At 56.4% G+C, this 23,539-nt stretch carries 21 protein-coding genes; 3 read left to right on the forward strand and 18 right to left on the reverse strand.

Annotation, left to right across the window (positions count from 1 at the left end):
- Positions 1 to 3: 3 nt before the first annotated feature.
- The 12 genes from fcl to ACU4F7_RS14840 all read right to left on the reverse strand — a co-directional run bounded on the left by fcl (position 4) and on the right by ACU4F7_RS14840 (position 11,721).
- Positions 4 to 969, reverse strand: coding sequence for a GDP-L-fucose synthase (gene fcl / locus ACU4F7_RS14785; protein ID WP_029593298.1), 966 nt, complete (start codon positions 967 to 969; stop codon positions 4 to 6).
- A 2-nt stretch (positions 970 to 971) separates the two neighbouring features.
- Complete coding sequence (gmd, locus tag ACU4F7_RS14790; RefSeq protein ID WP_024555776.1) at positions 972 to 2,093, reverse strand: GDP-mannose 4,6-dehydratase; 1,122 nt, start codon at positions 2,091 to 2,093, stop codon at positions 972 to 974.
- Positions 2,094 to 2,241: 148 nt separating this feature from the next.
- A complete protein-coding gene (gene wcaF, locus ACU4F7_RS14795; RefSeq protein ID WP_029593299.1) occupies positions 2,242 to 2,841 on the reverse strand; it encodes a colanic acid biosynthesis acetyltransferase WcaF in 600 nt (199 codons plus the stop codon).
- A 23-nt stretch (positions 2,842 to 2,864) separates the two neighbouring features.
- The gene (gene wcaE / locus ACU4F7_RS14800; protein ID WP_029593300.1) at positions 2,865 to 3,617 is read right to left on the reverse strand and encodes a colanic acid biosynthesis glycosyltransferase WcaE; all 753 of its coding nucleotides are present in this window, start codon (positions 3,615 to 3,617) and stop codon (positions 2,865 to 2,867) included.
- A 14-nt stretch (positions 3,618 to 3,631) separates the two neighbouring features.
- Positions 3,632 to 4,852, reverse strand: coding sequence for a colanic acid polymerase WcaD (gene wcaD, locus ACU4F7_RS14805; RefSeq protein WP_024555773.1), 1,221 nt, complete (start codon positions 4,850 to 4,852; stop codon positions 3,632 to 3,634).
- Positions 4,827 to 6,044, reverse strand: coding sequence for a colanic acid biosynthesis glycosyltransferase WcaC (gene wcaC / locus ACU4F7_RS14810; protein ID WP_481637230.1), 1,218 nt, complete (start codon positions 6,042 to 6,044; stop codon positions 4,827 to 4,829). The genes wcaD and wcaC overlap by 26 nt, the downstream gene beginning before the upstream one ends.
- The gene (wcaB, locus tag ACU4F7_RS14815) at positions 6,041 to 6,529 is read right to left on the reverse strand and encodes a colanic acid biosynthesis acetyltransferase WcaB (RefSeq protein WP_024555771.1); all 489 of its coding nucleotides are present in this window, start codon (positions 6,527 to 6,529) and stop codon (positions 6,041 to 6,043) included. The genes wcaC and wcaB overlap by 4 nt, the downstream gene beginning before the upstream one ends.
- 2 nt (positions 6,530 to 6,531) lie before the next feature.
- Complete coding sequence (wcaA, locus tag ACU4F7_RS14820) at positions 6,532 to 7,377, reverse strand: colanic acid biosynthesis glycosyltransferase WcaA (protein ID WP_024555770.1); 846 nt, start codon at positions 7,375 to 7,377, stop codon at positions 6,532 to 6,534.
- Between the two features lie 176 nt (positions 7,378 to 7,553).
- Positions 7,554 to 9,716, reverse strand: coding sequence for a tyrosine-protein kinase Wzc (gene wzc / locus ACU4F7_RS14825; RefSeq protein ID WP_481637231.1), 2,163 nt, complete (start codon positions 9,714 to 9,716; stop codon positions 7,554 to 7,556).
- A gap of 2 nt (positions 9,717 to 9,718) precedes the next feature.
- Positions 9,719 to 10,162: a low molecular weight protein-tyrosine-phosphatase Wzb gene (gene wzb / locus ACU4F7_RS14830; RefSeq protein ID WP_481637232.1), complete on the reverse strand. Its 444-nt coding sequence runs from the start codon at positions 10,160 to 10,162 to the stop codon at positions 9,719 to 9,721.
- Positions 10,163 to 10,168: 6 nt separating this feature from the next.
- Positions 10,169 to 11,308 carry a polysaccharide export protein gene (locus ACU4F7_RS14835; protein WP_034881860.1) on the reverse strand — a complete coding sequence of 380 codons (1,140 nt, stop codon included), beginning with the start codon at positions 11,306 to 11,308 and terminating at the stop codon, positions 10,169 to 10,171.
- Positions 11,309 to 11,556: 248 nt separating this feature from the next.
- Entirely contained in the window at positions 11,557 to 11,721 is a 165-nt protein-coding gene (locus ACU4F7_RS14840) for a hypothetical protein (protein ID WP_161808648.1), read from the reverse strand.
- Positions 11,722 to 12,031: 310 nt separating this feature from the next.
- Between ACU4F7_RS14840 and ACU4F7_RS14845 the strand changes: the two genes are divergently transcribed.
- Positions 12,032 to 13,609 (forward strand): TerC family protein, encoded by a 1,578-nt coding sequence (locus tag ACU4F7_RS14845; protein ID WP_029593305.1) that lies wholly within the window; start codon positions 12,032 to 12,034, stop codon positions 13,607 to 13,609.
- Positions 13,610 to 13,645: 36 nt separating this feature from the next.
- Here ACU4F7_RS14845 and asmA read toward each other — a convergent pair whose 3' ends face one another.
- From asmA to udk, 3 genes are all read right to left on the reverse strand, one after another.
- The gene (asmA, locus tag ACU4F7_RS14850) at positions 13,646 to 15,490 is read right to left on the reverse strand and encodes an outer membrane assembly protein AsmA (RefSeq protein WP_481637233.1); all 1,845 of its coding nucleotides are present in this window, start codon (positions 15,488 to 15,490) and stop codon (positions 13,646 to 13,648) included.
- 29 nt (positions 15,491 to 15,519) lie between these two features.
- Positions 15,520 to 16,101 (reverse strand): dCTP deaminase, encoded by a 582-nt coding sequence (gene dcd / locus ACU4F7_RS14855; RefSeq protein ID WP_024555765.1) that lies wholly within the window; start codon positions 16,099 to 16,101, stop codon positions 15,520 to 15,522.
- Positions 16,102 to 16,185: 84 nt separating this feature from the next.
- Positions 16,186 to 16,827, reverse strand: a complete 642-nt coding sequence (gene udk, locus ACU4F7_RS14860; protein ID WP_024553517.1) for a uridine kinase — start codon at positions 16,825 to 16,827, stop codon at positions 16,186 to 16,188.
- Between the two features lie 322 nt (positions 16,828 to 17,149).
- Between udk and ACU4F7_RS14865 the strand changes: the two genes are divergently transcribed.
- The gene (locus ACU4F7_RS14865; protein ID WP_481637234.1) at positions 17,150 to 20,482 is read left to right on the forward strand and encodes a diguanylate cyclase; all 3,333 of its coding nucleotides are present in this window, start codon (positions 17,150 to 17,152) and stop codon (positions 20,480 to 20,482) included.
- Here the strand turns inward: ACU4F7_RS14865 and alkA are convergent.
- Positions 20,464 to 21,324 carry a DNA-3-methyladenine glycosylase 2 gene (gene alkA / locus ACU4F7_RS14870; protein WP_481637235.1) on the reverse strand — a complete coding sequence of 287 codons (861 nt, stop codon included), beginning with the start codon at positions 21,322 to 21,324 and terminating at the stop codon, positions 20,464 to 20,466. The genes ACU4F7_RS14865 and alkA overlap by 19 nt on opposite strands.
- Before the next feature lie 133 nt (positions 21,325 to 21,457).
- On the opposite strand from alkA, the gene yegD reads away from it, so the two are divergent.
- Positions 21,458 to 22,810 (forward strand): molecular chaperone, encoded by a 1,353-nt coding sequence (gene yegD, locus ACU4F7_RS14875; protein ID WP_481637236.1) that lies wholly within the window; start codon positions 21,458 to 21,460, stop codon positions 22,808 to 22,810.
- A 3-nt stretch (positions 22,811 to 22,813) separates the two neighbouring features.
- Here the strand turns inward: yegD and ACU4F7_RS14880 are convergent, their stop codons facing one another.
- Both ACU4F7_RS14880 and ACU4F7_RS14885 read right to left on the reverse strand, forming a co-directional pair.
- Positions 22,814 to 23,110: a helix-turn-helix domain-containing protein gene (locus ACU4F7_RS14880; protein WP_024559443.1), complete on the reverse strand. Its 297-nt coding sequence runs from the start codon at positions 23,108 to 23,110 to the stop codon at positions 22,814 to 22,816.
- On the reverse strand, positions 23,107 to 23,460 hold the full coding sequence (locus ACU4F7_RS14885; protein ID WP_024559444.1) for a type II toxin-antitoxin system RelE/ParE family toxin: 354 nt from the start codon (positions 23,458 to 23,460) through the stop codon (positions 23,107 to 23,109). Before ACU4F7_RS14885 ends, ACU4F7_RS14880 begins: the two co-directional genes overlap by 4 nt.
- Positions 23,461 to 23,539: the final 79 nt, after the last annotated feature.

Raw genomic sequence — 23,539 nt, forward strand, 5'->3', positions numbered from 1 at the left:
CGCTTACCCCCGGAACCGGTGCTGGTTTTCAAGGAACCACTGGTAAGTGCTGGCGAGGCCCGCCTCCAGGGTTATCTCGTGATACCAGCCCAGGCTGTGCAAACGCGTCACGTCCAGCAGCTTGCGCGGCGTGCCGTCCGGTTTCGACGCGTCAAACACCACGCGGCCCTTGTAGCCCACCACTTTGGCGATGGTTTGCGCCAGTTCGCGAATGGTGCAGTCCACGCCAGTGCCGACGTTGATGTGAGAAAGCATCGGCTCGGTATTTTCCAGCCACACCTCATGCGCCAGCTCCATCACGTGAATGCTGGCGGCCGCCATATCATCCACATGCAGGAATTCGCGCATCGGCGTGCCGCTGCCCCAGACCACCACGTCGGCCGCGTTCTCCTGCGTCGCCTCGTGGAAGCGTCTGAGCAGCGCCGGGATCACGTGCGAGTTGCTCGGGTGGAAGTTATCGTTCGGCCCGTAGAGGTTGGTCGGCATCACGGAGCGATAATCACGGCCATACTGGCGGTTGTAAGACTCGCACAGCTTGATGCCCGCTATCTTGGCGATAGCGTACGGCTCGTTGGTCGGCTCAAGCGTGCCCTGCAGCAGCTCGCTCTCTTTAATCGGCTGGTTCGCCATCTTCGGATAGATGCACGATGAACCGAGGAACAGCAGCTTATTCACGTCATGCTTATGCGCCGCGTGAATAATGTTGCTCTCAATCATCATGTTCTCGTAGATGAAATCCGCCGGGTAAGTGTTGTTAGCGACAATGCCGCCCACTTTCGCCGCCGCGAGGTAAACCTGATCGAGCTTCGCGTCGGCGAAGAAAGCGTCCACCGCCGCGCCATCCAGCAGGTTCAGCTCGTCGCGCCCCCGGAGAACCAGTTCAACGTCGTCGCGCTGCTCAAGCTGGCGGACGATGGCCGAGCCCACCATTCCACGGTGGCCGGCGACAAAAACACGTTGTTTCTTCATCCTCAGGACTCCAGCGCGATGGCCACCTCGTAGCCGTGAGATTTGAGCAGCGAGTGTTTTTTGGCCGCTTCAAGATCTTTGGCTACCATCTCAGAAACCATCTCCTGGAGAGTGATTTCCGGTTTCCAGCCCAGTTTTTCATGCGCTTTGGTCGGGTCGCCGAGCAGAGTTTCCACTTCAGCCGGACGGAAGTAGCGCGGGTCAACCTGAACGATAACGTCGCCCGGTTTCACGCCTGGCGCGTCATGGCCGGTGACGGAAACCACGATGCCTTTTTCTTCCACGCCTTTGCCTTCAAAGCGCAGTTTGATGCCAAGCTGCGCGGCGGCCATTTCGACAAACTGGCGAACGGAGTACTGCACGCCGGTGGCGATAACGAAATCTTCCGGCTGCTCCTGCTGCAGCATCATCCACTGCATTTTCACGTAGTCTTTGGCATGGCCCCAGTCACGCAGGGAGTCCATGTTGCCAAGGTGCAGGCAAGATTCGAGGCCCTGGGCGATGTTGGCGATAGCGCGGGTGATTTTGCGGGTAACGAACGTTTCGCCGCGACGCGGAGATTCGTGGTTGAACAGGATGCCGTTGCAGGCGTACATGCCGTAGGATTCGCGGTAGTTGACGGTAATCCAGTACGCGTAAAGTTTGGCCACCGCATACGGGGAGCGCGGGTAAAACGGCGTGGTCTCTTTCTGCGGGATCTCCTGCACCAGACCATACAGCTCAGAAGTGGATGCCTGATAGAAGCGCGTTTTCTTCTCAAGGCCCAGGAAACGGATGGCTTCCAGCAGGCGCAGGGTGCCGATGGCGTCTACATCCGCGGTGTATTCCGGCGATTCAAAAGAGACCGCTACGTGGCTCATTGCCCCCAGGTTGTACACTTCGTCCGGCTGCACTTCCTGCAGGATGCGGGTCAGGTTAGAGGTATCGGTCAGGTCGCCGTAATGCAGGTGGAATTTCGGGTTAGCGGCATGCGGATCCTGATAGATATGGTCAACGCGCTCGGTGTTGAACGATGAGGCGCGACGCTTGATGCCGTGTACTTCGTAGCCTTTCTCAAGCAGGAACTCAGCCAGATAAGAGCCGTCTTGTCCGGTTACGCCGGTAATGAGAGCAACTTTACTCATAATGTCTATTTCCTCTGTTTAAATCGGACCTTGCCTGCCCACCAGGCTCGTTAATCATTCAGGGTTCAGTCGCCTGTTCCCCTTACTCAGGCCCTCTCGCCTGGAGAGGGGAAAATCTTTCTTAATCTGGCGGCGTGACGCCGCCGCGTTAATTCATGCCCGCCGCTTTCTTCCGTTCCTGATGGAGAGGATCCAGAGGGGAGGTTTGCGCCACCCGCTCGCGAACGACGCGCGCCGGGTTGCCGCGACAAATCACATTCGCCGGCAGCGGCTTAAATACGCTGCTTCTGGCGCCGACAACCGTGCCGTCGCCGATGGTCACGCCAGGGGCGACAAAAACATCCGTCGCCAGCCAGCATTTCTCGCCAATCACAATTGGCGTAGCGTTAATATCGAAATGGTCAGACATATAGTCGTGGCTGCCGGTGCAGAGATAACATTTCTGCGAAACCACCGAATTGGCTCCGATGGTAATATCGCCAAGGGTATATAAAACGGCGTCGTCGCCGACCCAGGCATAATCCCCAAGCGTTAATTTCCAGGGGTACGTTATTTTTACCGAAGGGCGAATAACCACCCCTTTGCCGATTCGCGCGCCAAAAAGCCGTAATAAAAAGGCGCGCCAGCGATAAAGCACTTGCGGGGACCAGGCAAATAACGTCGCCTGTACCGCCCACCACAGTTGAACCTTAATAGGGTGCCCGCCCCGGAAGCCTTTCGGCACCGAGAATCCGCTTAAATCCTGCATAGTTTTTCCTTATGCTTCAGGCGTTATGCTTTGTGATACATCGCCTTGGCTTTGCCGGTCGTACGCAGGCGCAATAAATAAGATAATTCCGCCCAGAAGCCGGGCACGCCTAATATTTTGCGCTGAACATTTCTGGCATCACGGCATAATTCCAGATTATTCGAGGTTGACACGCCGCCCATCGAGAATTCCGAAACCAGCCCTTTTAATTTTTTAAAACCGTAGCCTGCTTTATAAAGGCGAGCGGTTAAGGCGTAATCGGATGAGACTTTATATTGCAGGTCATAAGGATAATTTCGCAGCCCTTCTACCGGAAAGAAGATAGCCTGATGGCTGGCTGGCAGGCTGTGATAAATATACCAGCCATGTTTCGCGCCGCGGCGCACTTTATTGCCGTCGCCAAAATCGAGCAGCGCGTCGCCAATATACATAGCGCGTTCAGTAGTCGGCGTAGCGGCGAGCTGATGCGCGACCTCCGCCACTTCCGAATGAAACACGTCGCCGGAATTCAGAAAAATAGCGTAGCGGCCTTTAGCCATCGCGATGCCTTTATTCATGGCATCATAAATGCCTTTATCTTTTTCGCTGACGTAGCGTAAATTATATTGGCCGTGCAGATTTTTCAGAAATTCCTCAGTGCCGTCACTGGAGCCGCCATCGACGACAATCCATTCAAATTCAATCCCTTTGGCTTTCGCCAGATGGGCCAGCGACTGCCAGGTTTTCACCACCCCTTCGTAATTGCGCCAGGCGACAGTAATTACACTCAAAAGCATCATGGCTGACCTCATCAGGAAGCTGTAATGTTTAACGCTTTACGCAGAATAAACGGACAAACTATTAAAAACGCATATTCCGGGCTAAATATCGAACCGGTGAAGAACAGCGATACCGGCGTGAACAACCAAAGCTGAACGCGAAAATTCTGATTATTACCAAACGCGTTAAGCATCATTTTCACAACCCGGTACATATACCAGCACGTTAATAAAACCGCGAACCATGAAAAATAAATGATTAGCAGATACAGCCCATTGTCTATGGTTTTACCGACGTCCGCACCGTTAAAAATTCCGAATGATGCGACATATTCATAAAGCGAACCGAAACGCACAACGCCATCGATGTTTGTCAGCGAATACCCGACCATCGCCAGCGGACCGATAATTCGGTAATAAGAGGAAGATCCTTCCGTTCCGAGGTCGCCGAGACGCGTCGCAATATAGGGAAAAGCAAACACAACGCCGACAATGAACACCGCCAGTGAAATAATTGCCAGGGGCAACTTCTTGCGAATCGCATTTTTGTTGAGATACTGAAACGCCCATTCCAGCAGATAGAAGAGAATAAACGTCATTACCCCTGAAAACGACCCGGATAAAATTATCCCCAACAGAATCATACCATCCGTTTTCGGTGTTTTGATACCAAACTGTTTGATACTGAGCCAAATTGAGATTAACGCCAGAGCGAAGAAGGCAGGTTCAAAATAGAGCGCCGTAGTTCGCCGCCCGCCAAACTTGATAAAATTCAGTACATAGCTATTGCTGTAGATAAGAAATTTAGAAATATTCTCCATCAGGCTGCTGCCGCCAGTAAGAATAATCTGAGCCATTTCCATCGCCGCGAGCGCCACAATAATCCCAACCACGATGTAAAATAAGCGTAATATTTTACGGTAGTTTCGCGGCGAGATGGTTTTGAAGCGGATGCTCCAGGTCATGCCAATAATGATAACGATATAAACAAAAAGCATCGTCGAGGTAACATACTTGCTGGCGTCGAGCGATTTACCAAAAACGAAGTTAAACAGTGTCAGCCCGGTTCCGATCCCCAGTGCAATAAGTAATTTCTTAACGCTTATTTTTTCCACGTACAGCAGCAAAATAAGCGGCAAGAAAGTGACCACGGTAATGGGGAAGCTTTCACCGAGTTGCAGCAGCTTAACGTTCACCACGAGGTAGATGAACGGCAGCAGCAGATAGCTACAGACTCTGATAGAACGAGACATATTCCTCCAGCATCTGTTCGCCGCTGTATGCCGCCCGGCTGCGCGCGGTAAAGTCCTCAAGAGAGGCGTTAAAGACAGCCTGAGCGATTTGCGCCTTGCCCTGCTGCGCTAATCGCAGCGCGGTCTCCTCATCCACGGTTTTACCGCCCGATTTTTGCAGCACTTCGCGAGCCGCGTCGCTGTGGGTGGCGATAACGGGCACGCCAATAGAGAGCGCTTCGCACAGAATGAGCGGGTAGTTATCCACGCGTGAGGTAAACAGCAGCGCGTCCATCTGATTCAGCTCGCTCATCAACTGGCGCTTGTCGGTCAGAAAGCCGTGATTAATCACGTTGCCGCCTTCGAAGGGGGAAAACTTGCCGAAGGTATGCACTTCCACTTTATCCCCCAGCGCCACCAGCTCGCGCACCAGGCGCTGGTTAGTTTTTCCGTCGTAGCGCAGGTCATGGGCCACCACGGCAATCTTCGGCTTGTCTGACGCCGCCTGCGCTGGCGGCAGCTCCGCCAGAATCGCCTCGGTGGCGACGTCGATGCCGTTGTTGATGATGTGGCAACGCCCTGCCCCGTAGAGCTCGTTAAACGCGTCCGCCACATGCTGGCTTGGCGAAATAAAGCGGCAGCCCAGGGCCAGCATGTCACGAAACAGCTGGCGCTTGCCTTCCACCAGGCTGTGGGCGCGGTCGATTTTCACCGGCGGATAGTTGCTGAGCGTCGGGCATTTGCGACAGCCGCTCTTCCAGCCCTCGCAGCCGTCGAGAAAGGCGCAGCGGCCGGTCACGCTCCAGTGGTCATGCAGCGTCCAGACAAACGTGACGTCCGCTTTATGCGCTTTCAGTCGCTTGCAGAAATCCACCACCTCTTCCAGATTCAGCCAGTAGCTGTGCAGCACATGAAAATGCAGCACCACCGGTCCTTCGGTACGGGTCACGCGACGATAAAGGCCGTTGAGATTGCCGAACAGGTCGCGGTTAAAAAGCCGAAACAGCGCGATATTGGCGACTGACGTTAAACGCGGCGTATGTTTTTCAACATGCGGGAAGCGGTCATGGCTGACGCTTTTTTTGCCGCCCTTGCCATAGCCGTAGATAAAGCGAGAACGCAGTCCCTTTTGCAGCGCGCGCTGGTGAAGATCCAGCGCCACGCCCGCCGCCCCGCCCTCGGCGAGGCGAACATTAAATTGCAGAATGTTCATTTAATTACCTTTACCCGCGCTTTTTCGCCTACCACCAGCGCGTTGTCCGGCACGCTGTCCAGCACCACGCTGCCTGCGCCGACGGTTACGTTATTGCCGATGGTGATATCGCCAATCATGACGACATTCGCCCCCAGTTCGACGTTGTTGCCGATAACCGGACAGGCGAGGTTTTCGGCGCCGCGGTTGCCAATGGTCACGCCGTGGCGGATGACGAAATCGTCGCCCGCCACCACGTTTTTGTTAATCACCACCGCGTAGCCGTGATGGATGGTGAAGCGGCGACCGATGGTGGCGGCCGCCTGAATTTCATAACCAAACAGGCATTCCGTAACAAAGCGGTAAAGCAGCAATACCGGCGCCGCCCAGAGGTTGTTCAGTACGTTTTTCTTGCGCCAGACTGAACAGAAATGGGCCACGCGATAGGCGGTTACCATGCAGCAGGGGCGAAGATTCCATGAGTTGGCGCGTAGATCCTCAAGCAGCATTATTTCCCCCGCAGTCCGTCAGCCAGTCGCTTGGTATTGCGAACGGAGAGCAGCGTCAGCAGCGTGCGCCAGGTCATGCGTTTGTTGCGGATCTGGTAGAGCGTGAAGAGCTGATACTTCTTGCTTGCGCGGTCGAATTTATCTTTGTGTTTACGGTAGAAGTGAAAATAGCCAGCAAACTTTTTCGCCGATTTGGTTATCTGCATCTCGCCATGGTTGACGTGCAAGATTTGCGTCGCCTCTTCCACTTTCCACGGTTCGCCGTATTCCACCACCATGCGCAGGAAGATGTCGTAATCCTGCGCGGCGGCAAGCTCCGTATCGAACAGGCAGCTTTTAAAACGCCAGGCGTAGGTAAAAACCTGGTTGCCGACGATATTGCGCTTGAAGAAAAGCTTCAGCGACCAGGGCGATTTGGGATAGAGCGGCAGGCTGGCTGGCTGCGAATAGACCTGCCCTTCGCACAGGTAGTCGTTAGCGTACAAAAACGCATGGGTAACCAGCTGGTGCTTATGCTCAAGAAACGTGGAAAGGCGATCCGGCATCCACTCGTCATCGTCATCGATACCGGTAATAAACTCCCCTTTCGCCTGCAAAATAGCCTGGTTGCGCACCGCGCAGGCGCCGGAGTTGTAATCATTGCGGGTATAACGCACGCGAGGGTCGTTCAATCCCTCCACGAAGCTTTGCAGCTGTTCATAAGAGGACGAACAGTCATCGACTATGATCATCTCCCAATGCTCATAGTCCTGGCGCAGCACCGAATTGATGGCGCGGATGGCCAGCTGTTGGCGATTCCATGTCGGCATATAAATGGAAATTAATGGGCGCGCTGTGCGGGTCATTGTTGTTTCTCCGAATGCAGATGGAAGTTATGCACGTTAGCGGCGACTACCTTTGACTTCCGGCTTCGCTCAGGGAGGAAAACCAGAAGCGTTCTCTTTGTCGTATTCCCCTGTCCCGGGCATGCGCTTTTCCCTCTCCCTTTGCGGGAGAGGGCGGGTTCAGGGGCTATCAGGGGTTATTTGTGGTCGGACTTATACTCGTACTCGTAATAGCCGTAATCCTGGTACCCGGTCGCGCGGCGGAAAATGGAGTTCAGAATCACCCCTTTTACCTGAATGCCGTTCTGCTCGAAGCGGCTCAGGCTGGTTTCCACCTCTTTCAGGGTGTTGACCGCGTAGCGCGCCACCATCAGCGTGGTGCCCGCATGGCGGCCTACCACGGCGGCGTCGGTGACGGCGAGGATAGGCGGCGTATCGATAAGCACCATGTCATACTGACTGCTCGCCCACTTCACCAGCTCGGTGAAACGCTCGCTCATCAGCAGTTCAGACGGGTTCGGCGGGATCTGCCCGCGCGGCACCAGGTCAAAGCCGGGGATAGAGGTTTTCTGCGCGCAGCGGGAGATATCCCCCTGCCCCGCCAGCACGTCGGAAAGACCGTTGACGTTAGTGGTGCCGAGCAGCTCGTGGGTATACCCCTTGCGCATATCGCAGTCGATAAGCAGCACGCGCTTGTTGGTCTGACTGATGACCGCCGCCAGGTTGGCGCAAACGAAGGTTTTACCGATAGAAGGGCTTACCCCGGTCAGCATCAGCACGTTGTTGCGCGCCTGCATCATGGCGAAGTGCAGGCTGGTGCGCAGGCTGCGGATCGCTTCGACCGCCAGGTCGGTCGGGTTGCCCACCGCCAGCAGCTGGCTTTGCTTGTAACGCTTAACGCCTTTGACGGTTTTCACGCTGTCGCGCTCTTTTTGCCATTCAGAGAGCGGGATGCTGGCGTAAACATTGATGCCCGCCTCTTCCAGCGCCTGCGGGCTTTCAATACCGCGGTTAAAGAGCGAGCGCAGCAGCACTACCACAACCGAGAGCAGCAGACCAAGAATCAGGCTGCCCAGGATGATCAGCGCTTTTTTCGGCTTCACGATGCCCGGCTGGGTGATAGCCGGGTCGACGATGCGCACATCGCCCACGGTGCTCGCCTGGGTAATTTTCAGCTCTTGCTGTTTGTTCAGCAGCTGCATGTAAACCTGCTGGCCCGATTCCACATCGCGCGTCAGGCGAACAATCTCCTGCTGCGTTTTCGGCATCGCGGTCACGCGCTTGTTCAGCTTCGCTTTTTCATCTTCCAGCGCCTGACGTTTTTCCAGCAGCGTGCGGTAAGCCGGGTGCGCCTTGGTATAGAGCTTGGAGATTTCCGCCTCTTTAAAGGTCAGTTCGTTGAGCTGGGCGTCAATGTTAACCATGGAATCCAGCACCGACTTGGCCTCAAGCGGCAGGTCGACCGAGTCTTTTTCCTGGCGGTAAGCATTAAGCTTGTTCTCCGCATCATCCAGGCGCGCGCGCACTTCCGGCAGCTGTTTATCAAGGAAGGCCAGGCTTTTCGCCGCCTCTTCCGACTTGCGCTGCACGTTCTGCTCAAGGTAGTTGCGGGTAATGCTGTTAAGAATGTCGCGAATCTTATCGCGGTCTTCGCCGGTGAAGGTCAGGCTCAGCACGCCGGTATCTTTACCGTTTTCCGTCACCGTCAGGTTGCCCTGCAGCTGGTTAATCATGCCGAGGGTGGAGTATTTGGTTACGGTAAAATCGCTGCCTTCGCCAGCCTGAATGGCGCTGACCATCATCTGCACGCCATCTTTCGACAGCATCTGGCCTACGGTGCCGCGCGCGCTAAAGCCCGCATCGCTGGTAAGCTGATACTGCTGCGGCCCCAGCACTTCCAGGGTGAACGTATCCTGCGCCATGCCTTTCGGCAGGTTGAAGGTGGTCACCTTCACCGTGTCGTTGGCATGCCCTGTCAGGCGATCCCAGCCGGCGCCGAAGAGAGGAAAGGTGTTTTTCTCAACCGCGATATCAAGGTCAAGGTCGTCCACCGTTTTGCCGAGCACCAGACGCGACTGGATCAGCTGAATTTCCGCATCGGATGCGGGCGGCTTGTTGGTCAATGCGCTGTTGATATCCTGCACCAGCGAGTTGCCGGCATCCTGTTCTATCTGCACCAGCGCGTCGGCGCTATAAATGGGCGTGGCGAATAAAACATAGATAAGCGCCAGCAGGCCGAACAGCGCGGTGATGCCAAGCACCCACCACTTCGCTTCAATCACCGTGCCGATAAGGCGCCCGATATCAATTTCGTCACTGCCCTCAGACGAGGCGGCAGAATGTCTTACTTTCTCTGTCATCGTTATCCCTGCTGCGTTTTCAGTGCCTGCGCCCACTTGCGGGCCGACCGATCGAGAAGTGAATAGACCGCTTCAAACGCTTCGCGGCTTTTACGGTAAGGGTCCGGAATTTCGCTCTCGCCATCCCAGTGGCCAAACAGCATGACCTTGCCGCGCATTTCCGGCGCGATGTCGCACAGCGAATGAATATGCCGCCGCTCCATCGTCAGGATCAGATCGTACTCACGGCACATCTCAGCGGTAAGCTGACGGGCGCTATGCCCGTCAAGCGACAGATCGTTAGCCTGCGCCACGCTCACCGCATTGGCATCGGCCGGTTTTCCCACCAGCGCGCCGAGGCCCGCTGAGTGGACGGTCAGTTCCGGCTGGTAGCGCTTAAGCAGGCGCTCCGCCGTGGGGGAACGGCAAATGTTCCCCACGCACACCACAAGAATTTTGTTAAACATAGGCCGTTACCAGTTGTGAACGTCGCTTGCCGTATCCGTCATATAACGAACACCACTGATGGTCGGCAGCAGTTGGTTGATAAGGCGGTTCCAGCGGGCCACCGGTGCGGTCGTGACGTAAACCACGTCATACGGCTGCAGACGGAACTCGGTCGCCATCACAAGCGAAGTGGCATCCGACATATCCAGCTGGTAGATGTTGGCAATCTTGCCGTTGCGCTGCCCTTCGCCTTTGAGCGGACGAATAACGAAGATGCCGCTGGCGTTGGAGGTATTGAGGTCGATGCCCTCCGCCTGGCCGAGCGCTTCGGTCAGCGTCATGCCGCTGAAGTCCATCTTGAGCGTGCTCTGTTTCTTCACTTCGCCCATCACGAACACTTTGAGATCGTCATTACGCGGCACGAAGAGAATATCGCCCGGATAAAGCAGGCGGTTCTGGCTGAGATCGCCGTTTTGCATCAGCGCCTGCAGGGAAATGCGGTTTTCACGTCCGTTATGGGTAAGCACGACGTTGCGCCAGTCGGCGTCTTCGGTCAGACCGCCTGCGGCGTTAATCGCATCCAGGACGGTAAGCGGCACGTTGGTGATAGCCTGCTGCCCCGATTTCTGCACCTGGCCTGATACATAGGCTTTCTGTGAACGGAACGCGGCGATATTAACGTCCACCTGCGGGTCAGCGATGTATTGCGCTAAACGGCCGGTAATATCACTACGAATTTCCGAAAGGGTTTTACCCGCGACATGGACGCGACCGATATAGGGGTAGAACATGGAGCCGTCGGGCTGCACCCAGTTGCCGGTGTCGCTGGAGCTGCGGTACTGCCCTGCCGGCGTGGTCAGTTCAGGGTGATCCCAGACGGTGACGTTAAGCACGTCGCCCGGCCCTACCCGATACTGATAATTAGAGATTTCCTGATCCAATGACATATTGGGCTGCGCGACATTGGGCCGGGGTCTTAATTGCTCAACCAGCCTTGGCGTAAGAGGATAAACATTTACCATCCGGTCAAGGTCAAAGTCTGCATCCTGTTGTTTGATCACATCTTTGCCCATTGTGGACATATTACTACCGGGAAAGACGGTGCAACCACCTAGCAAGGTTACAGACACCAATAAAGGCATCAGTTTCAGTCTGGATCTCATCATTGAATATTTATCACTTAGGCAAAGTTATTATCCAGGATGTTTTAAATAAGCAACCCTGTTTTTCACTGCCCGCAATAGTGATGCCTGCGGGCGAAGTTAATAAACAGAATCAGTCCTAAAATTGCTTATTAAACCGCATATCGTTGACAGAAAAATTATCGGCTCATCTGCGGGCGCGGGCATGCTACCGCCCTTGGCTTACAGCAACCAACCCACTGAAATAAGGCAGATAATTTAGAGAGTATGAGTTAAACCAGAATAATCTTATTTATTAATACCATCAGCAAAACAGCAGTACCCGGCCCCGCAAAGCGTGCGGAAAAAGAATAGCCGGCGCGGCGTTGATGAATATCGAAAGTTAGTTTTGCAGTTCCTGCTCTTTCAGGCAAGGCATGCGGACGGGAACGATTCATTTTAAGAAAATCCCGGTAAATACCCCCTTGGTTTTAGGATTTTCTTCATCTTGACGAAATGACATTGATAAATTAAAGCCCCAATATTTAATGCAACGCTATATGCGGAAATTCTTAAAAAAAACGAATCCATTGGAAAGCGCTATGAAATAATAATGAAGGGATGATGGCACAGGAGTGATTAAATAATGACAAAGCAATCTGCCGTTCCGGAATAATAAGATAAATCTCAGTAGTGATTGCTTTTCAGGGCGCCTTTAACCAGGATCATCAAAGACATTTGTCATACAACACAGGTAAATAACCCCTTATGGAATGGATTGCCGATCCGTCAATCTGGGCCGGGCTCGTGACGCTGATTGTCCTCGAGCTGGTGCTGGGCATTGATAATCTGGTGTTTATCGCCATCCTCGCCGAGAAACTTCCCCCCGCTCAGCGCGACCGCGCCCGTATCACCGGTCTGCTGCTTGCAATGGGGATGCGGCTGCTGCTGCTCGCCTCTATCTCCTGGCTGGTGACGCTCACCAGGCCGCTTTTTACGCTTTACAGCCACGCTTTTAGCGCCCGCGACCTGATAATGCTCGTCGGCGGGCTCTTCTTGCTGTTTAAGGCGACGGTAGAACTCAACGAAAGGCTGGAAGGAAAGGACGCGCAGGAGACCACGCAGCGGCGTGGCGCGAAATTCTGGGCGGTGGTCACGCAAATCGTCATTCTCGACGCTATCTTCTCACTGGATTCGGTGATTACCGCCGTCGGCATGGTGGATAAGCTCGCGGTGATGATGGCGGCGGTCGTTATCGCCATCTCGCTTATGATGCTCGCCAGCAAGGCGCTTACCCGCTTTGTAAACAGCCATCCGACGATAGTTATCCTCTGCCTGAGCTTTTTGTTGATGATAGGCTTTAGCCTGATTGCCGAAGGTTTCGGCTATCGCATTCCGAAAGGCTACCTCTATGCCGCTATCGGCTTCTCAATAATTATCGAGGCGCTGAATCAGCTCGCTATCTTCAACCGCCGCCGCTTTCTTTCCGCCACTAGCCAGAACCTACGCCAGCGCACGGCGGAAGCGGTGCTGCGGCTGCTGAGCGGCAATAAAGAGGAAGCGGATCTGGACCCGCACACCTCATCCCTGATTGCCGATTATGACAATACCCCGGTGTTCGACCCACAGGAGCGGCGGATGATCGCGCGCGTGCTGCACCTCAACCAGCGCCGCGTCGGCAGCATTATGACGCCGCGTCACGATATTGAGCATATCGAGCTCAGCGCGCCCGAAGAGCAGGTGCGCGCCTTGCTGGATAAAAACCAGCATACCCGCGTGGTCGTCACCGGCGGCGAGGAAGACCTGCTGGGGGTGGTGCATATTATTGACCTGCTGCAGCAGGCGCTGCATGGACAACCGCTCGACCTGCGCGCGTTGATTCGCCAGCCGCTGGTCTTTCCGGAGTACTTGCCGCTGTTGCAGGCGCTGGAGCAGTTTCGCAATGCGCGCACCCACTTCGCTTTTGTGGTGGACGAATTTGGCTCGGTGCAGGGGGTGGTCACGCTGAGCGACGTCATGGAAACCATCGCCGGCAACCTGCCAAACGAAGTCGATTCTCTGGACGACCGGCATGACATTCAGAAAAACCCGGACGGCAGCTGGACGGCGAACGGCCATATGCCGCTGGAGGATCTTATCCAGTACGTGCCGCTGCCGCTGGAGGAGAGGCGCGATTACCACACGCTTGCCGGGCTGATAATGGAATACCTGCAGCGCGTTCCGCAGGAAGGTGAAGAGGTGCAGGTGGGCGACTACCGGCTGAAAACCGTGCAGGTCGAAAACCACCGGGTCCAGAAGGTGCATATCGCGCCGCTGGCGCAGCCGGAAAGCGATTACGACGTGTAGAAAAGCAAAACCGGGAGACAGGCTCCCGGTTTTTTATCAGAGTTTATCAAGCAGCTTCTTCAAATCCTTGCTTTTGCTGCTGTCCTGATGGCGTTCCACCCAGCCGTTCAGCCGACGCTTAGCCTCTTCCTGCAGGCGCTTACGCAGCAGATCGTCAACTTCAAGGTTGTAGTTGAGCTTCTGCCAGGGGCCGTAAACCCGCAGCGGCACCGGCGTCTCTTTCAGCCAGGCGATCAGCTTGTCATCGCCCTGCCAGCCGCCGCTGACCAGCACCTTAAAGCGTGTATCGCACTGCTCGCGAACCAGGTCCAGCGCCCCTTCGCCCGTAAGCGTCAGCAAAGACGAGCGCCCTTGCATATCGTTAAGCGTCAGCTCGCCGTTATCCAGCGTCGCCGCCGCGCTGAACTGCTCAAGGGTGGTGGCGTTATCGTAATCCTGTTGCGCTTTTACGTCGCCGTTGCTGCGGGCCACCGCCTGCTGAATAAGCTGCTGGAAGTTCATGCCCTCAAGCCGGGAGTGGCTCATCATCACGGAAGCGTCGCCGACCCAGCGCTCGCGGAAGGCTCTGGCATCAATTCTGTCGCCTTCAAACTCGCCATTAAGGGAAAGCTTGCCGGTCAGCGCAATGGGGTAATCAAAGGCTTTAAGAATGGAGCCGACTTCAATGTTCTCTAACTGCGCGTTGAACACGGCGTGCGGCTCGTCGTTTCGCGCGTCCAGGCTGCCCGGCAGCGAAAGTTTGCCGTCGCCGAGATGGCCCTCCAGCTGCGAAATGGTCAACATTCCCGCGTCATTGGCAATCTGGGCGCCAACGTTGGTGAATTCGAGCCCACGCCAGCGCACCACCCGGGCGTGAAGATTGGCTCTTGCGGTAAAACCGCGCAGCTCGTGATACTGCGCTTCCTCCACCTCGCTTGCAACAACAGGGCGCGGCAGCGAAGCCTGCTGCTGACCCTGCTGGGGCGCGCCTGAATCGGTGGCGGCGTCAGAGACCAGCAGGTTTTCGAAATTAAGCAGAGTAGACTGCAAATCGAGCGTCCACTGCGGCTTATCCGCCAGCACGACGCTCCCCTGCCCTGTCAGCGCGCTGTCGTTCGCTTTAAGGTTAAGCTGCGAGAAAGAGAGCGTTTTTGACGCTTCCTGCCACTGCGCCTGCAGCGTCGCCTGGCCGTTTATCCCCTGGCGCGGCAAATCGGCGCCCTGAAGCTGCCAGCTGAACTGCGAAACCGAGGCGAGCAGCCGCTGAGGATAGTCCGCCGCGTTCAGATGCGCCGTTAGCGAGAAAGTTAAATCGCGCTGATCGCGATTCACCCTGGCGCTCATTTCAAGCTGCGCCTGATCTTTCTCATCCTGCTCCATTTGCAGGTTCAGGTTGCGCACCGTAACCTGCTCATCGTTTTCATGCTGAAACACCAGCAGGCTGTCGGCCACTTTCAGACGAGAGATATCAAACGACCAGCCGCGCTCGCTTTCCTGCGGCGCGACGCCGCCTTTCGGCCCAACCGGCGCGCCTTGTGGGTGGCGCTCTTCGCTTTGCGGCGTCAGCTGCACCACGGCGCCTTTCAGCATCACCTGGCGCACCTCTAAGCGATGCGAGAACAGCGGCAGAAGCGCGACGTCAAGGCGCATATTGTCGGCGCTCACCATCGGCACGCTCGCGCCCGGCGCGGTAAGACTCATGCGGCCGGACAGAATGCTCAACTGCGGCCAGACATGCCAGCGCAGCGGGCCGTCGAGCTTGAGCTGATAGCCGCTGCGCGCCTCGACCTGGCGAACCATATAGGCGCGAAAATCGTTAGGATTGACCAGCAGAACAAGCGCGGAAAGGCCGGCGAAAAAGACCACCAGCAGGATCATCAGCGCGGTCAGAAGTCGTCTCATGTCATCCTCAGTTGACTGTGCCGACAGGCTCAGTCTTTATCAATTCGACTGGCGACCGCACCCTGCTGATCGCGATATTTAGCATCCTGACGGCGGTTATAAGGCCGCGCGGCGGGGCCTGAAAGCGGCTCGAAGCTGAGCGCGCCGATAACCATGCCGGGGCGCAGCGCCAGCGGCAGCTTGCCGGAGTTATAAAACTCAAGCACGATGCAGCCCTGCCAGCCCGGGTCGATTCGGTGCGCGGTCACATGGACCATCAACCCCAGGCGCGCCAGAGACGAACGCCCGTCAAGCCAGCCTACTAAATCCGCAGGCAGCGTGACGGATTCCAGCGTGACCGCCAGCGCCAGTTCGCCCGGATGCAGGAAAAACGCCTCGCCGTCATTAAGGACTATCTCGTCGCTCATAACGCGGTCGAGCGCGGCGCTGACTTCATCCTTCGGTCCGCTGAGATCGATATACGCGGCGGTATGGCCGCTAAACGTACGGAATTTATTGCCGAGGCGCACATCCACGGTCGCGCCGTTGATGCGCTCCACCGGTGGACGCGGGGTGATCGACAAACGGCCTTCATCAAGCCAGGCTTCAATATCTCGGTCACAAAGACGCATCGCACGCTCTCCTGTTGTGCTGTTGTCCCGGCCTGCAGGCCGGGAGCGGAGGTAACTCTTTGAACGTTACACGCAAAATCTGCGTTATTCAAAAAACTGGCTGATTTTGGCCTTCAGGATATCAATCGCGATGCGGTTTTTTCCGCCGCGCGGCACGATGATATCGGCATACTGTTTGGATGGGTCGATGAACTGCAGGAACATCGGGCGCACCGTTTTCTGGTACTGCGCCATCACCGAGTCCATTGAGCGGCCGCGCTCATTCACGTCGCGCTTGATGCGGCGCATCAGGCAGATATCAAGCGGCGTATCGACGAAAATAGAGAAGTTCATCTCTTCGCGCAGACGCGCGTCGGTCAACAGCAGGATCCCTTCCAGAATAATGACCTTTTTCGGCTCGATATGAACGGTTTCTTTCATGCGGGTGTGTTCAACATAGCTGTACACCGGCAGTTCGATGGGCTTGCCCGCCTTCAGCATTTGCAGATGTTGAAACAGTAGACTGTGGTCCATCGCGCTTGGATGGTCGTAGTTGGTTTTAACCCTTTCTTCCATCGACAGATGACTTTGATCTTTGTAATAGCTGTCTTCCGGAATTACACCAATGTGTTCATCACCTACCTGTTCACGTAACTCCCGATAGAGCGTACTGGCGATTAAACTCTTACCTGAAGCCGATGCGCCGGCGATACCGATAATGACGCATTGATGGGACTTGTCAGTCATAAATTAGCGACCTGGTTTACTTAATTGTTAAGGAAGGAAGACGCGGGGGGCGTCAAACGCCGCAATTATAGGGATTTCCCCGAGGTGATACCAGCAAGAGCTTAATCGCGCCTGGATACGTCATAAAATCTGCTGAAAAAACAATAAGCCAAAAGTCGCAGGCGCAGATAAATCTCTACGAAATAATTATGACGGCGGAAAGGCAATTTCTGATCGTGCGCCATAGGAATTGTAAATTGTTTGTACTAGCATACCGAAAACTCTTTTTAAGATGCGTCCGGGCCTTGCTCCTGACGGCAATGCTTTTGCGGATTATGCGGTAATGACCAATAAAAAGAATAAGCGCGCTTTAGTTGCTACGCCACAGCCCCTGTTGCGCTGCCTGACGCTTGGGCTGCTTTCCTTTATTTTTACGCTATTTTCGCTGGAGCTGACGCTGCTCGGCACGATGCTGGCGCCGCTGTGGTTTCCCACCTCCTTAATGATTGTGGCGTTTTATCGCCACCCGCTGCGGCTGTGGCCCGGCATCGCGGTCGCCTGTTCGCTCGGCAGCATAGCGGCGACCATCGCGCTTTTTTCCGTCCAGCATGTCTTGCTGGGGTATACCTTTATTAACCTGTTCGAAGCGCTGGTCGGCGCGGTTTTGCTGCGAAAGTTACTGCCTTATTACAACCCGCTGCAGAATCTTAATAACTGGCTGCGGCTGGCGCTTGGCAGCGCGCTTATTCCTCCGCTTCTCGGCGGCCTGCTGTTAGTCGCTTTTACTCACCCCGCCGACCCGCTGCGCAGCTTTTGCGTCTGGGTGCTTTCTGAAGCTATCGGCGCGCTGTCGCTGGTGCCGCTGGGGCTACTTTATAAATCGCACTATTTATTGCGCCATCGCGACCCGCGCCTGTTGCTGGAAACGCTGGGCACGCTCGCCGCTACGCTTTTTCTGAGCTGGTTCGCGCTGCATTATCTCCCCTGGCCTTTTACCATCGTTATCGTGCTGCTGATGTGGAGCGCTATTCGGTTGCCGCGCCTGGAGGCCTTCGTTGTTTTTCTCGCAACGGTAATGGCGGTTTCATTTATGCTCGCCTCCCACCCGGATCTGGTGCAGCTGCCGAATCCCGGCGTGATGGCCAATGCGCCGTGGCTGCCGTTTTTAATGATTCTGCTGCCGGCCAACATCATGACGATGGTGATGTACGCTTTTCGCGAAGAGCGCAAGCATATCTCTGAAAGCGAAGCGCGTTTTCGCAACGCCATGGAATATTCCGCTATCGGCATGGCGCTGGTCTCGACAGACGGGCAGTGGCTGCAGGTCAACAAAGCGCTGTGCCGTTTTCTGGGCTACACCCCGGAACAACTGCGCTCGCTGACCTTTCAACAGCTGACCTACCCGGAAGATTTGCACGGCGACCTCGAACAGCTCGACATGCTGACGCAGGGCGTTATCAATAACTATTCTCTGGAAAAACGGTATTACACCAGCAATGGCGATATCGTCTGGGCTCTGCTGGCGGTTTCGGTCGTGCGCCACACCGACGGCTCGCCGCTCTACTTCATCGCCCAGGTGGAGGACATTACCGACCTCAAGCATACCGAATGGGTTAATAAGCGTCTGATGGAGCGCATTACCTTGGCCAACGAAGCGGGCGGCATCGGCATCTGGGAGTGGGAGCTGGGTCCCGACGTGATTACCTGGGACAAGCGAATGTTTGAGCTTTATGACGTGCCGCTGCATGCCAAACCGACCTGGCAGCTCTGGCGTGAACGGGTAATTAAAGAAGACCGACCGCTTGCTGAGAAGACCGTTCAGGAAGCGCTGCGCAACCGCATTCCCTTTAAGCTTGAGTTTCGCATTCAGGTTCAGGGCCGTATTCGTCATATCCGCGCCCTGGCCAACCGCGTGCTGAATAAAAACGGCGAAGTGGAACGCCTGCTTGGCGTCAACATGGACATGACCGAAGTAAAACAGCTTAACGAAGCGTTGTTTCAGGAAAAAGAGCGTTTGCACATTACGCTCGACTCCATTGGCGAGGGGGTTATCTGCGCCGATCAGGAACTGAACGTGACCTTCATGAATCCGGTGGCGGAAAAAATGAGCGGCTGGACGCAGGAGCAGGCGCTGGGTCAGCCGCTCGTAAACGTGCTGCGCATTACGGTAGGGGATAACGGCCCGCTGCTTGATAACATCCACAGCGGCGACTCATCCCGCACCAGCGCCATTGAACAGGATATCGTTTTACACTGCCGCAGCGGCGGCGCTTACGACATCCACTACACCATCACGCCGCTCAGCACGCTCGACGGGCAGAATATCGGCTCGGTGATGGTTATCCATGACGTCACTGAATCGCGCAAAATGCTGCGCCAGCTCAGCTACAACGCCTCGCATGACGCGCTGACTCACCTCTCCAACCGCGTCAGCTTTGAAAACCACCTCAAGCGCTTGCTGCAAAGCGTCAATGACAACCATCAGCGTCACGCGCTGGTGTTTATCGATCTCGATCGCTTTAAAGCGGTTAACGACACCGCCGGCCACGCGGCGGGCGACGCGCTGCTGCGCGAGCTTGCCTCAATGATGCTTGGCATGCTGCGCACCACCGATGTTCTGGCGCGCCTTGGCGGCGATGAATTCGGCCTGCTGTTGCCTGATTGCAGCGTGGATAACGCCCGCACCATTTCCGAGCGCCTGATTGCCGCCGTCAATGATTACCACTTTATCTGGGAAGGCCGCCTGCACCGTATCGGCGCCAGCGCCGGCATTACCATGATTGACGCCAGCAACAATCAGGCCTCTGAAGTGATGTCGCAGGCGGATATCGCCTGCTACGCCTCAAAAAATAACGGTCGCGGCGTAGTGACGCTGTATGAGCCGCAACAGCAACGGCTACAGCAAAGCCGTGAAGCGCTGCCGCTTGATGAACAGTGGCGCATGATAAAAGAGAACCCGATAGCGTTAGTCGCGCGCCCTGTCGCGTCGCCCCGCATACCGGAAAGCACCAGCTTTTTGCTGCTCTCAGTCCGACTGTGGACCAGCGAAGGCACGGTAATGGAAGAGCAGGCGTTTCGTTCAACCATCAACGAAGCGGAGCTGTTGCACGCGCTCGATCGCCGCGTGCTGCACGATTTCTTTCGCGATCACGCCGCCGACGCGGCGCGCAAAGGCTTTGGCGTCGCGTTGCCGCTCTCCGCGGGGATAACCGGCCCGCGTCTGGTTGATGAGCTGCTGGATTTGCTCGCCGCCGGCCCCTTCCCGCCTCGCCTGCTGCATCTGATCATCAACAGCGACGCGTTTGAAAAAGATCCGCGCATGACCAGCCGCCAGCTCGACAGGCTGCGCCAGGCGGGTTGCCATATCATCCTGAGCCACGTCGGCCGCGACCTGGAGGTCTTTAACCACATCAGCCGCGCCGTTGCGGATTATGTGATGCTCGATCCGGAAGTGGTGATGAACGTCCATACCAATCTGATGGACGAAATGCTGACCACCATCGTGCTGGGTCACGCGCGGCGGCTCAAGGTTGCCTGCATCGCCGGGCCCGTGGCCCATCCGGTCATGATGGAGACGCTGGCGGGCATCGGCGTCGACATGGTTTACGGCGACGCTCTGGCGCCAGGGCAGCCGCTCAGCCTGCTGCTCAACAGCAGCTATTTCGCCATTAACTGATCGTCAGGCCGCCAGCCATAGCTAAACCAGATATGCAGCAGCGCGTAGGAGCGCCACGGCTGCCAGCGCAGCGCATAACGGCGGATTTGCGCTGGCGTCATACCGGCGAAGCGCTGTTTGATGGCGTAGTCGTCAGCCAGAAAAACATCCGGCGCCTGCCAGCCGCGCAGCGCGAAATAGTTCGCCGTCCAGCGGCCAATGCCGGGCATTTGCATCAGCGCTTTCATCCCCTGCTCCACATCCGCCGGCCGCGTCAGGGGAAAGCGCCCCGCTTCGCATTCGCGGGCCAGATGAATAAGCGCCTCGGCGCGCTTAAGCGGCATCCCCAGCGCCTTCAGCACCAGCGGGTCGGCCAGCGCCAGCTGTGCGGCGGTGGGAAAAAGCCGCCATTCTCCCTGCTCATCCAGCGGCGCGCCATACGCCGCCACCACTTTGCTGGTCAGCCGCGCCGCCTGCTTGACGCTGACCAGTTGACCGAGAATGGCGCGTACGCCCTGCTCAAACACATCCATGCAGCCCGGCAGCCGCAGGCCGGGGCGGTTGCTTGCCAGTTCGCCCAGCGTCTGGTGAACGATCGTCGGGTTCATATCCAGATCCAGCAGCCGACGCACGCGTTCAACCACTTTATCGGCGACAGGCTGCAACCCTTCGCTTATCTCCACCGCCAGCTGATGATTTTCCGCACGCGGCGTCAGCGTCAGCCATCCGTGATGCCCTTCCATCGCGAGCGTGCGGCGGTAGCGCTCGGGGGTAACGGTTTCTACGCCTTCAACGGCGCGGTCGCCCAGAAAAGCGAACATCCACGTCCAGTCATAGGGCGGCTGATAGCTAAGGATTATCATGGCGTCTCCTTTGTTAATGATTTCCATAGCATAAGGGGTAATCGCGCTTTTCGCCTTGCCCGCATATTCTGTTTGCCCGACTGGCCGCATTCGGCTAAAGTCGCCCCCCTTCTTCACCGGCATGGGGATAACGATGTTTATTGGTTTTGACTACGGCACCGCCAACTGTTCGGTGGCGGTGATGCGAGAGGGCGCGCCGCAGCTGCTGACGCTGGAAAACGGCTCGCCGCTTCTGCCTTCCATGATAAGCGCGCCGACGCGCGAAGCCGTCAGCGAATGGCTTTATCGCCACCACGGCGTCGCCGCGCAGGAAAAAGAGACCCAGGCGCTGTTAAGACGCGCCATCGCTTATAACCGCGAAGAAGATATTGAGGTGACGCCAGGCAGCGTGCTGTTTGGCCTGAATGCGCTTGGGCACTATATGGTCGATCCGGAAGAGGTCTGGTTCGTCAAGTCGCCGAAATCCTTCCTCGGCGCAAGCGGCCTGAAGCCGCAGCAGGTGGCGCTGTTTGAAGACCTGGTCTGCTCCATGATGCTGCACATCCGCAACACGGCGCAAACTCAGACGCAGGAAGCGATAGACCAGGCGGTAATTGGCCGCCCGGTTAACTTCCAGGGGCTCGGCGGCGATGAAGCGAACGTGCAGGCGCAGGGCATTCTGGAGCGCGCGGCGAAACGCGCAGGCTTTCGCGATGTGGTGTTCCAGTTTGAACCGGTGGCGGCCGGGCTCGATTTCGAAGCGACGCTTAAAGAAGAAAAACGCGTGCTGGTCGTGGATATCGGCGGCGGCACCACCGACTGCTCTTTACTGCTGATGGGTCCGCAGTGGCGCGGACGCCGCGACCGCGAGGCGAGCCTGCTTGGCCACAGCGGCTGTCGCGTGGGCGGCAACGATCTTGATATCGCGCTGGCGTTCAAACAGCTGATGCCGCTGCTGGGGCTTGGCGGCCTGACGGAAAAAGGCACCGCCCTGCCGGCGCTGCCCTGGTGGAACGCCTGCGCGATTAACGACGTTCCGGCGCAGAGCGATTTTTACAGCGCGGCAAATGGCCGCCTGCTGGCGGACCTGGCGCGCGACGCGCGGGAAAGCGAAAAGGTGGCGCGACTGCAGAAAGTCTGGCGTCAGCGTCTGAGCTACCGGCTGGTGCGCTCGGCGGAAGAGAGCAAAATCGCCCTTTCCGGCGCCCGTGAAACCCGCGCGATGCTGCCGTTTATCGCCGAGGCGTTGCAAACCGACATCACCCAGGAAGCGCTGGAGGCCGCGCTTACCCAGCCGTTGCAGCGCATTCTTGAGCAGGTCTCCCTGGCGCTGGAGGAGAACCGCGAACGCCCGGATGTGATTTATCTCACCGGCGGCAGCGCCCGTTCTCCGCTGATTAAAACAGCGCTGGCGCAGCAGTTGCCCGGCATTCCCATCGCCGGCGGCGACGATTTCGGCTCGGTTACCGCCGGGCTCGCGCGTTGGGCGCAGGTGGTGTTTGGCTAAGGCTTAAAGGGGAAACGTCGACGTTTCCCCGTTCATTTCCACTTTCAGCGAAAGTTTGCCGCCCAGCGCCTCAATATAGCGTTTGAGCGTAATGAGTTTGATATCCACGCCGCGCTGCTCCAGGGCCGCGATCGCAGGCTGAGTCACGCCCATGATTTCAGCTACCTGCTGCTGAGAGATGGCAAGTGTTTCACGCAACCGTTGAAGTTCAACCTCCAGCACGCTTTCTTCCGCCATCTTTTTTACCCGCTTGCGCCGTTCTGGCGGCATTTGCGCGATGACATCCTGCAATGTTTTCATTTTGTTTTCTCCACGGAAAGCAGATGGCGCGAAAACGCCTCGTCGGCAAGACGAATACAGGTCTCGTAAAAACGCTTCTGATTCGATTTATCGCCACCGCACAAAACCACAGCCCGACGCTGCGGATCGAATGCATAAAACAGTCGATAAGGCGCGCCTGAAAAAAGAAAACGCAGCTCTTTCATATTCACAAAAGCCGAACCTTTTACCCGGTCGGTCCAGGGGCGGCCTAACAGAGGACCATATTGCTCAAGCTTCGCCAGTTCCGCGATAGCTTTATCCTGCAACTCAGGGCGTTGCTGCTGATACCACTGCATAAATTCAGGGCTAAAAAGCACAGTCCATGTCATGCCTGCTCCATAAATTGTAGTTTATATTTTATCGATAAACCACACTTTAAGCGCGGATAAAAACCACCGCGAGCCTGTC

Source organism: Franconibacter pulveris (assembly GCF_056780215.1).

What these genes read in the sequence shown, in the direction of transcription:
- ACU4F7_RS14865 (WP_481637234.1), top strand. Translation starts at nt 17,150, where the DNA reads ATGACCAATAAAAAGAATAAGCGCGCTTTAGTTGCTACGCCACAGCCC.
- wcaE (WP_029593300.1), bottom strand. Translation starts at nt 3,617, where the DNA reads ATGCTTTTGAGTGTAATTACTGTCGCCTGGCGCAATTACGAAGGGGTG.
- yegD (WP_481637236.1), top strand. Translation starts at nt 21,458, where the DNA reads ATGTTTATTGGTTTTGACTACGGCACCGCCAACTGTTCGGTGGCGGTG.
- udk (WP_024553517.1), bottom strand. Translation starts at nt 16,827, where the DNA reads ATGACTGACAAGTCCCATCAATGCGTCATTATCGGTATCGCCGGCGCA.
- wzc (WP_481637231.1), bottom strand. Translation starts at nt 9,716, where the DNA reads ATGACAGAGAAAGTAAGACATTCTGCCGCCTCGTCTGAGGGCAGTGAC.
- wzb (WP_481637232.1), bottom strand. Translation starts at nt 10,162, where the DNA reads ATGTTTAACAAAATTCTTGTGGTGTGCGTGGGGAACATTTGCCGTTCC.
- wcaA (WP_024555770.1), bottom strand. Translation starts at nt 7,377, where the DNA reads ATGACCCGCACAGCGCGCCCATTAATTTCCATTTATATGCCGACATGG.
- wcaF (WP_029593299.1), bottom strand. Translation starts at nt 2,841, where the DNA reads ATGCAGGATTTAAGCGGATTCTCGGTGCCGAAAGGCTTCCGGGGCGGG.
- wcaC (WP_481637230.1), bottom strand. Translation starts at nt 6,044, where the DNA reads ATGAACATTCTGCAATTTAATGTTCGCCTCGCCGAGGGCGGGGCGGCG.
- ACU4F7_RS14835 (WP_034881860.1), bottom strand. Translation starts at nt 11,308, where the DNA reads ATGATGAGATCCAGACTGAAACTGATGCCTTTATTGGTGTCTGTAACC.
- fcl (WP_029593298.1), bottom strand. Translation starts at nt 969, where the DNA reads ATGAAGAAACAACGTGTTTTTGTCGCCGGCCACCGTGGAATGGTGGGC.
- alkA (WP_481637235.1), bottom strand. Translation starts at nt 21,324, where the DNA reads ATGATAATCCTTAGCTATCAGCCGCCCTATGACTGGACGTGGATGTTC.
- ACU4F7_RS14880 (WP_024559443.1), bottom strand. Translation starts at nt 23,110, where the DNA reads ATGAAAACATTGCAGGATGTCATCGCGCAAATGCCGCCAGAACGGCGC.
- asmA (WP_481637233.1), bottom strand. Translation starts at nt 15,490, where the DNA reads ATGAGACGACTTCTGACCGCGCTGATGATCCTGCTGGTGGTCTTTTTC.
- ACU4F7_RS14885 (WP_024559444.1), bottom strand. Translation starts at nt 23,460, where the DNA reads ATGACATGGACTGTGCTTTTTAGCCCTGAATTTATGCAGTGGTATCAG.
- wcaD (WP_024555773.1), bottom strand. Translation starts at nt 4,852, where the DNA reads ATGTCTCGTTCTATCAGAGTCTGTAGCTATCTGCTGCTGCCGTTCATC.
- ACU4F7_RS14845 (WP_029593305.1), top strand. Translation starts at nt 12,032, where the DNA reads ATGGAATGGATTGCCGATCCGTCAATCTGGGCCGGGCTCGTGACGCTG.
- ACU4F7_RS14840 (WP_161808648.1), bottom strand. Translation starts at nt 11,721, where the DNA reads ATGAATCGTTCCCGTCCGCATGCCTTGCCTGAAAGAGCAGGAACTGCA.
- dcd (WP_024555765.1), bottom strand. Translation starts at nt 16,101, where the DNA reads ATGCGTCTTTGTGACCGAGATATTGAAGCCTGGCTTGATGAAGGCCGT.
- gmd (WP_024555776.1), bottom strand. Translation starts at nt 2,093, where the DNA reads ATGAGTAAAGTTGCTCTCATTACCGGCGTAACCGGACAAGACGGCTCT.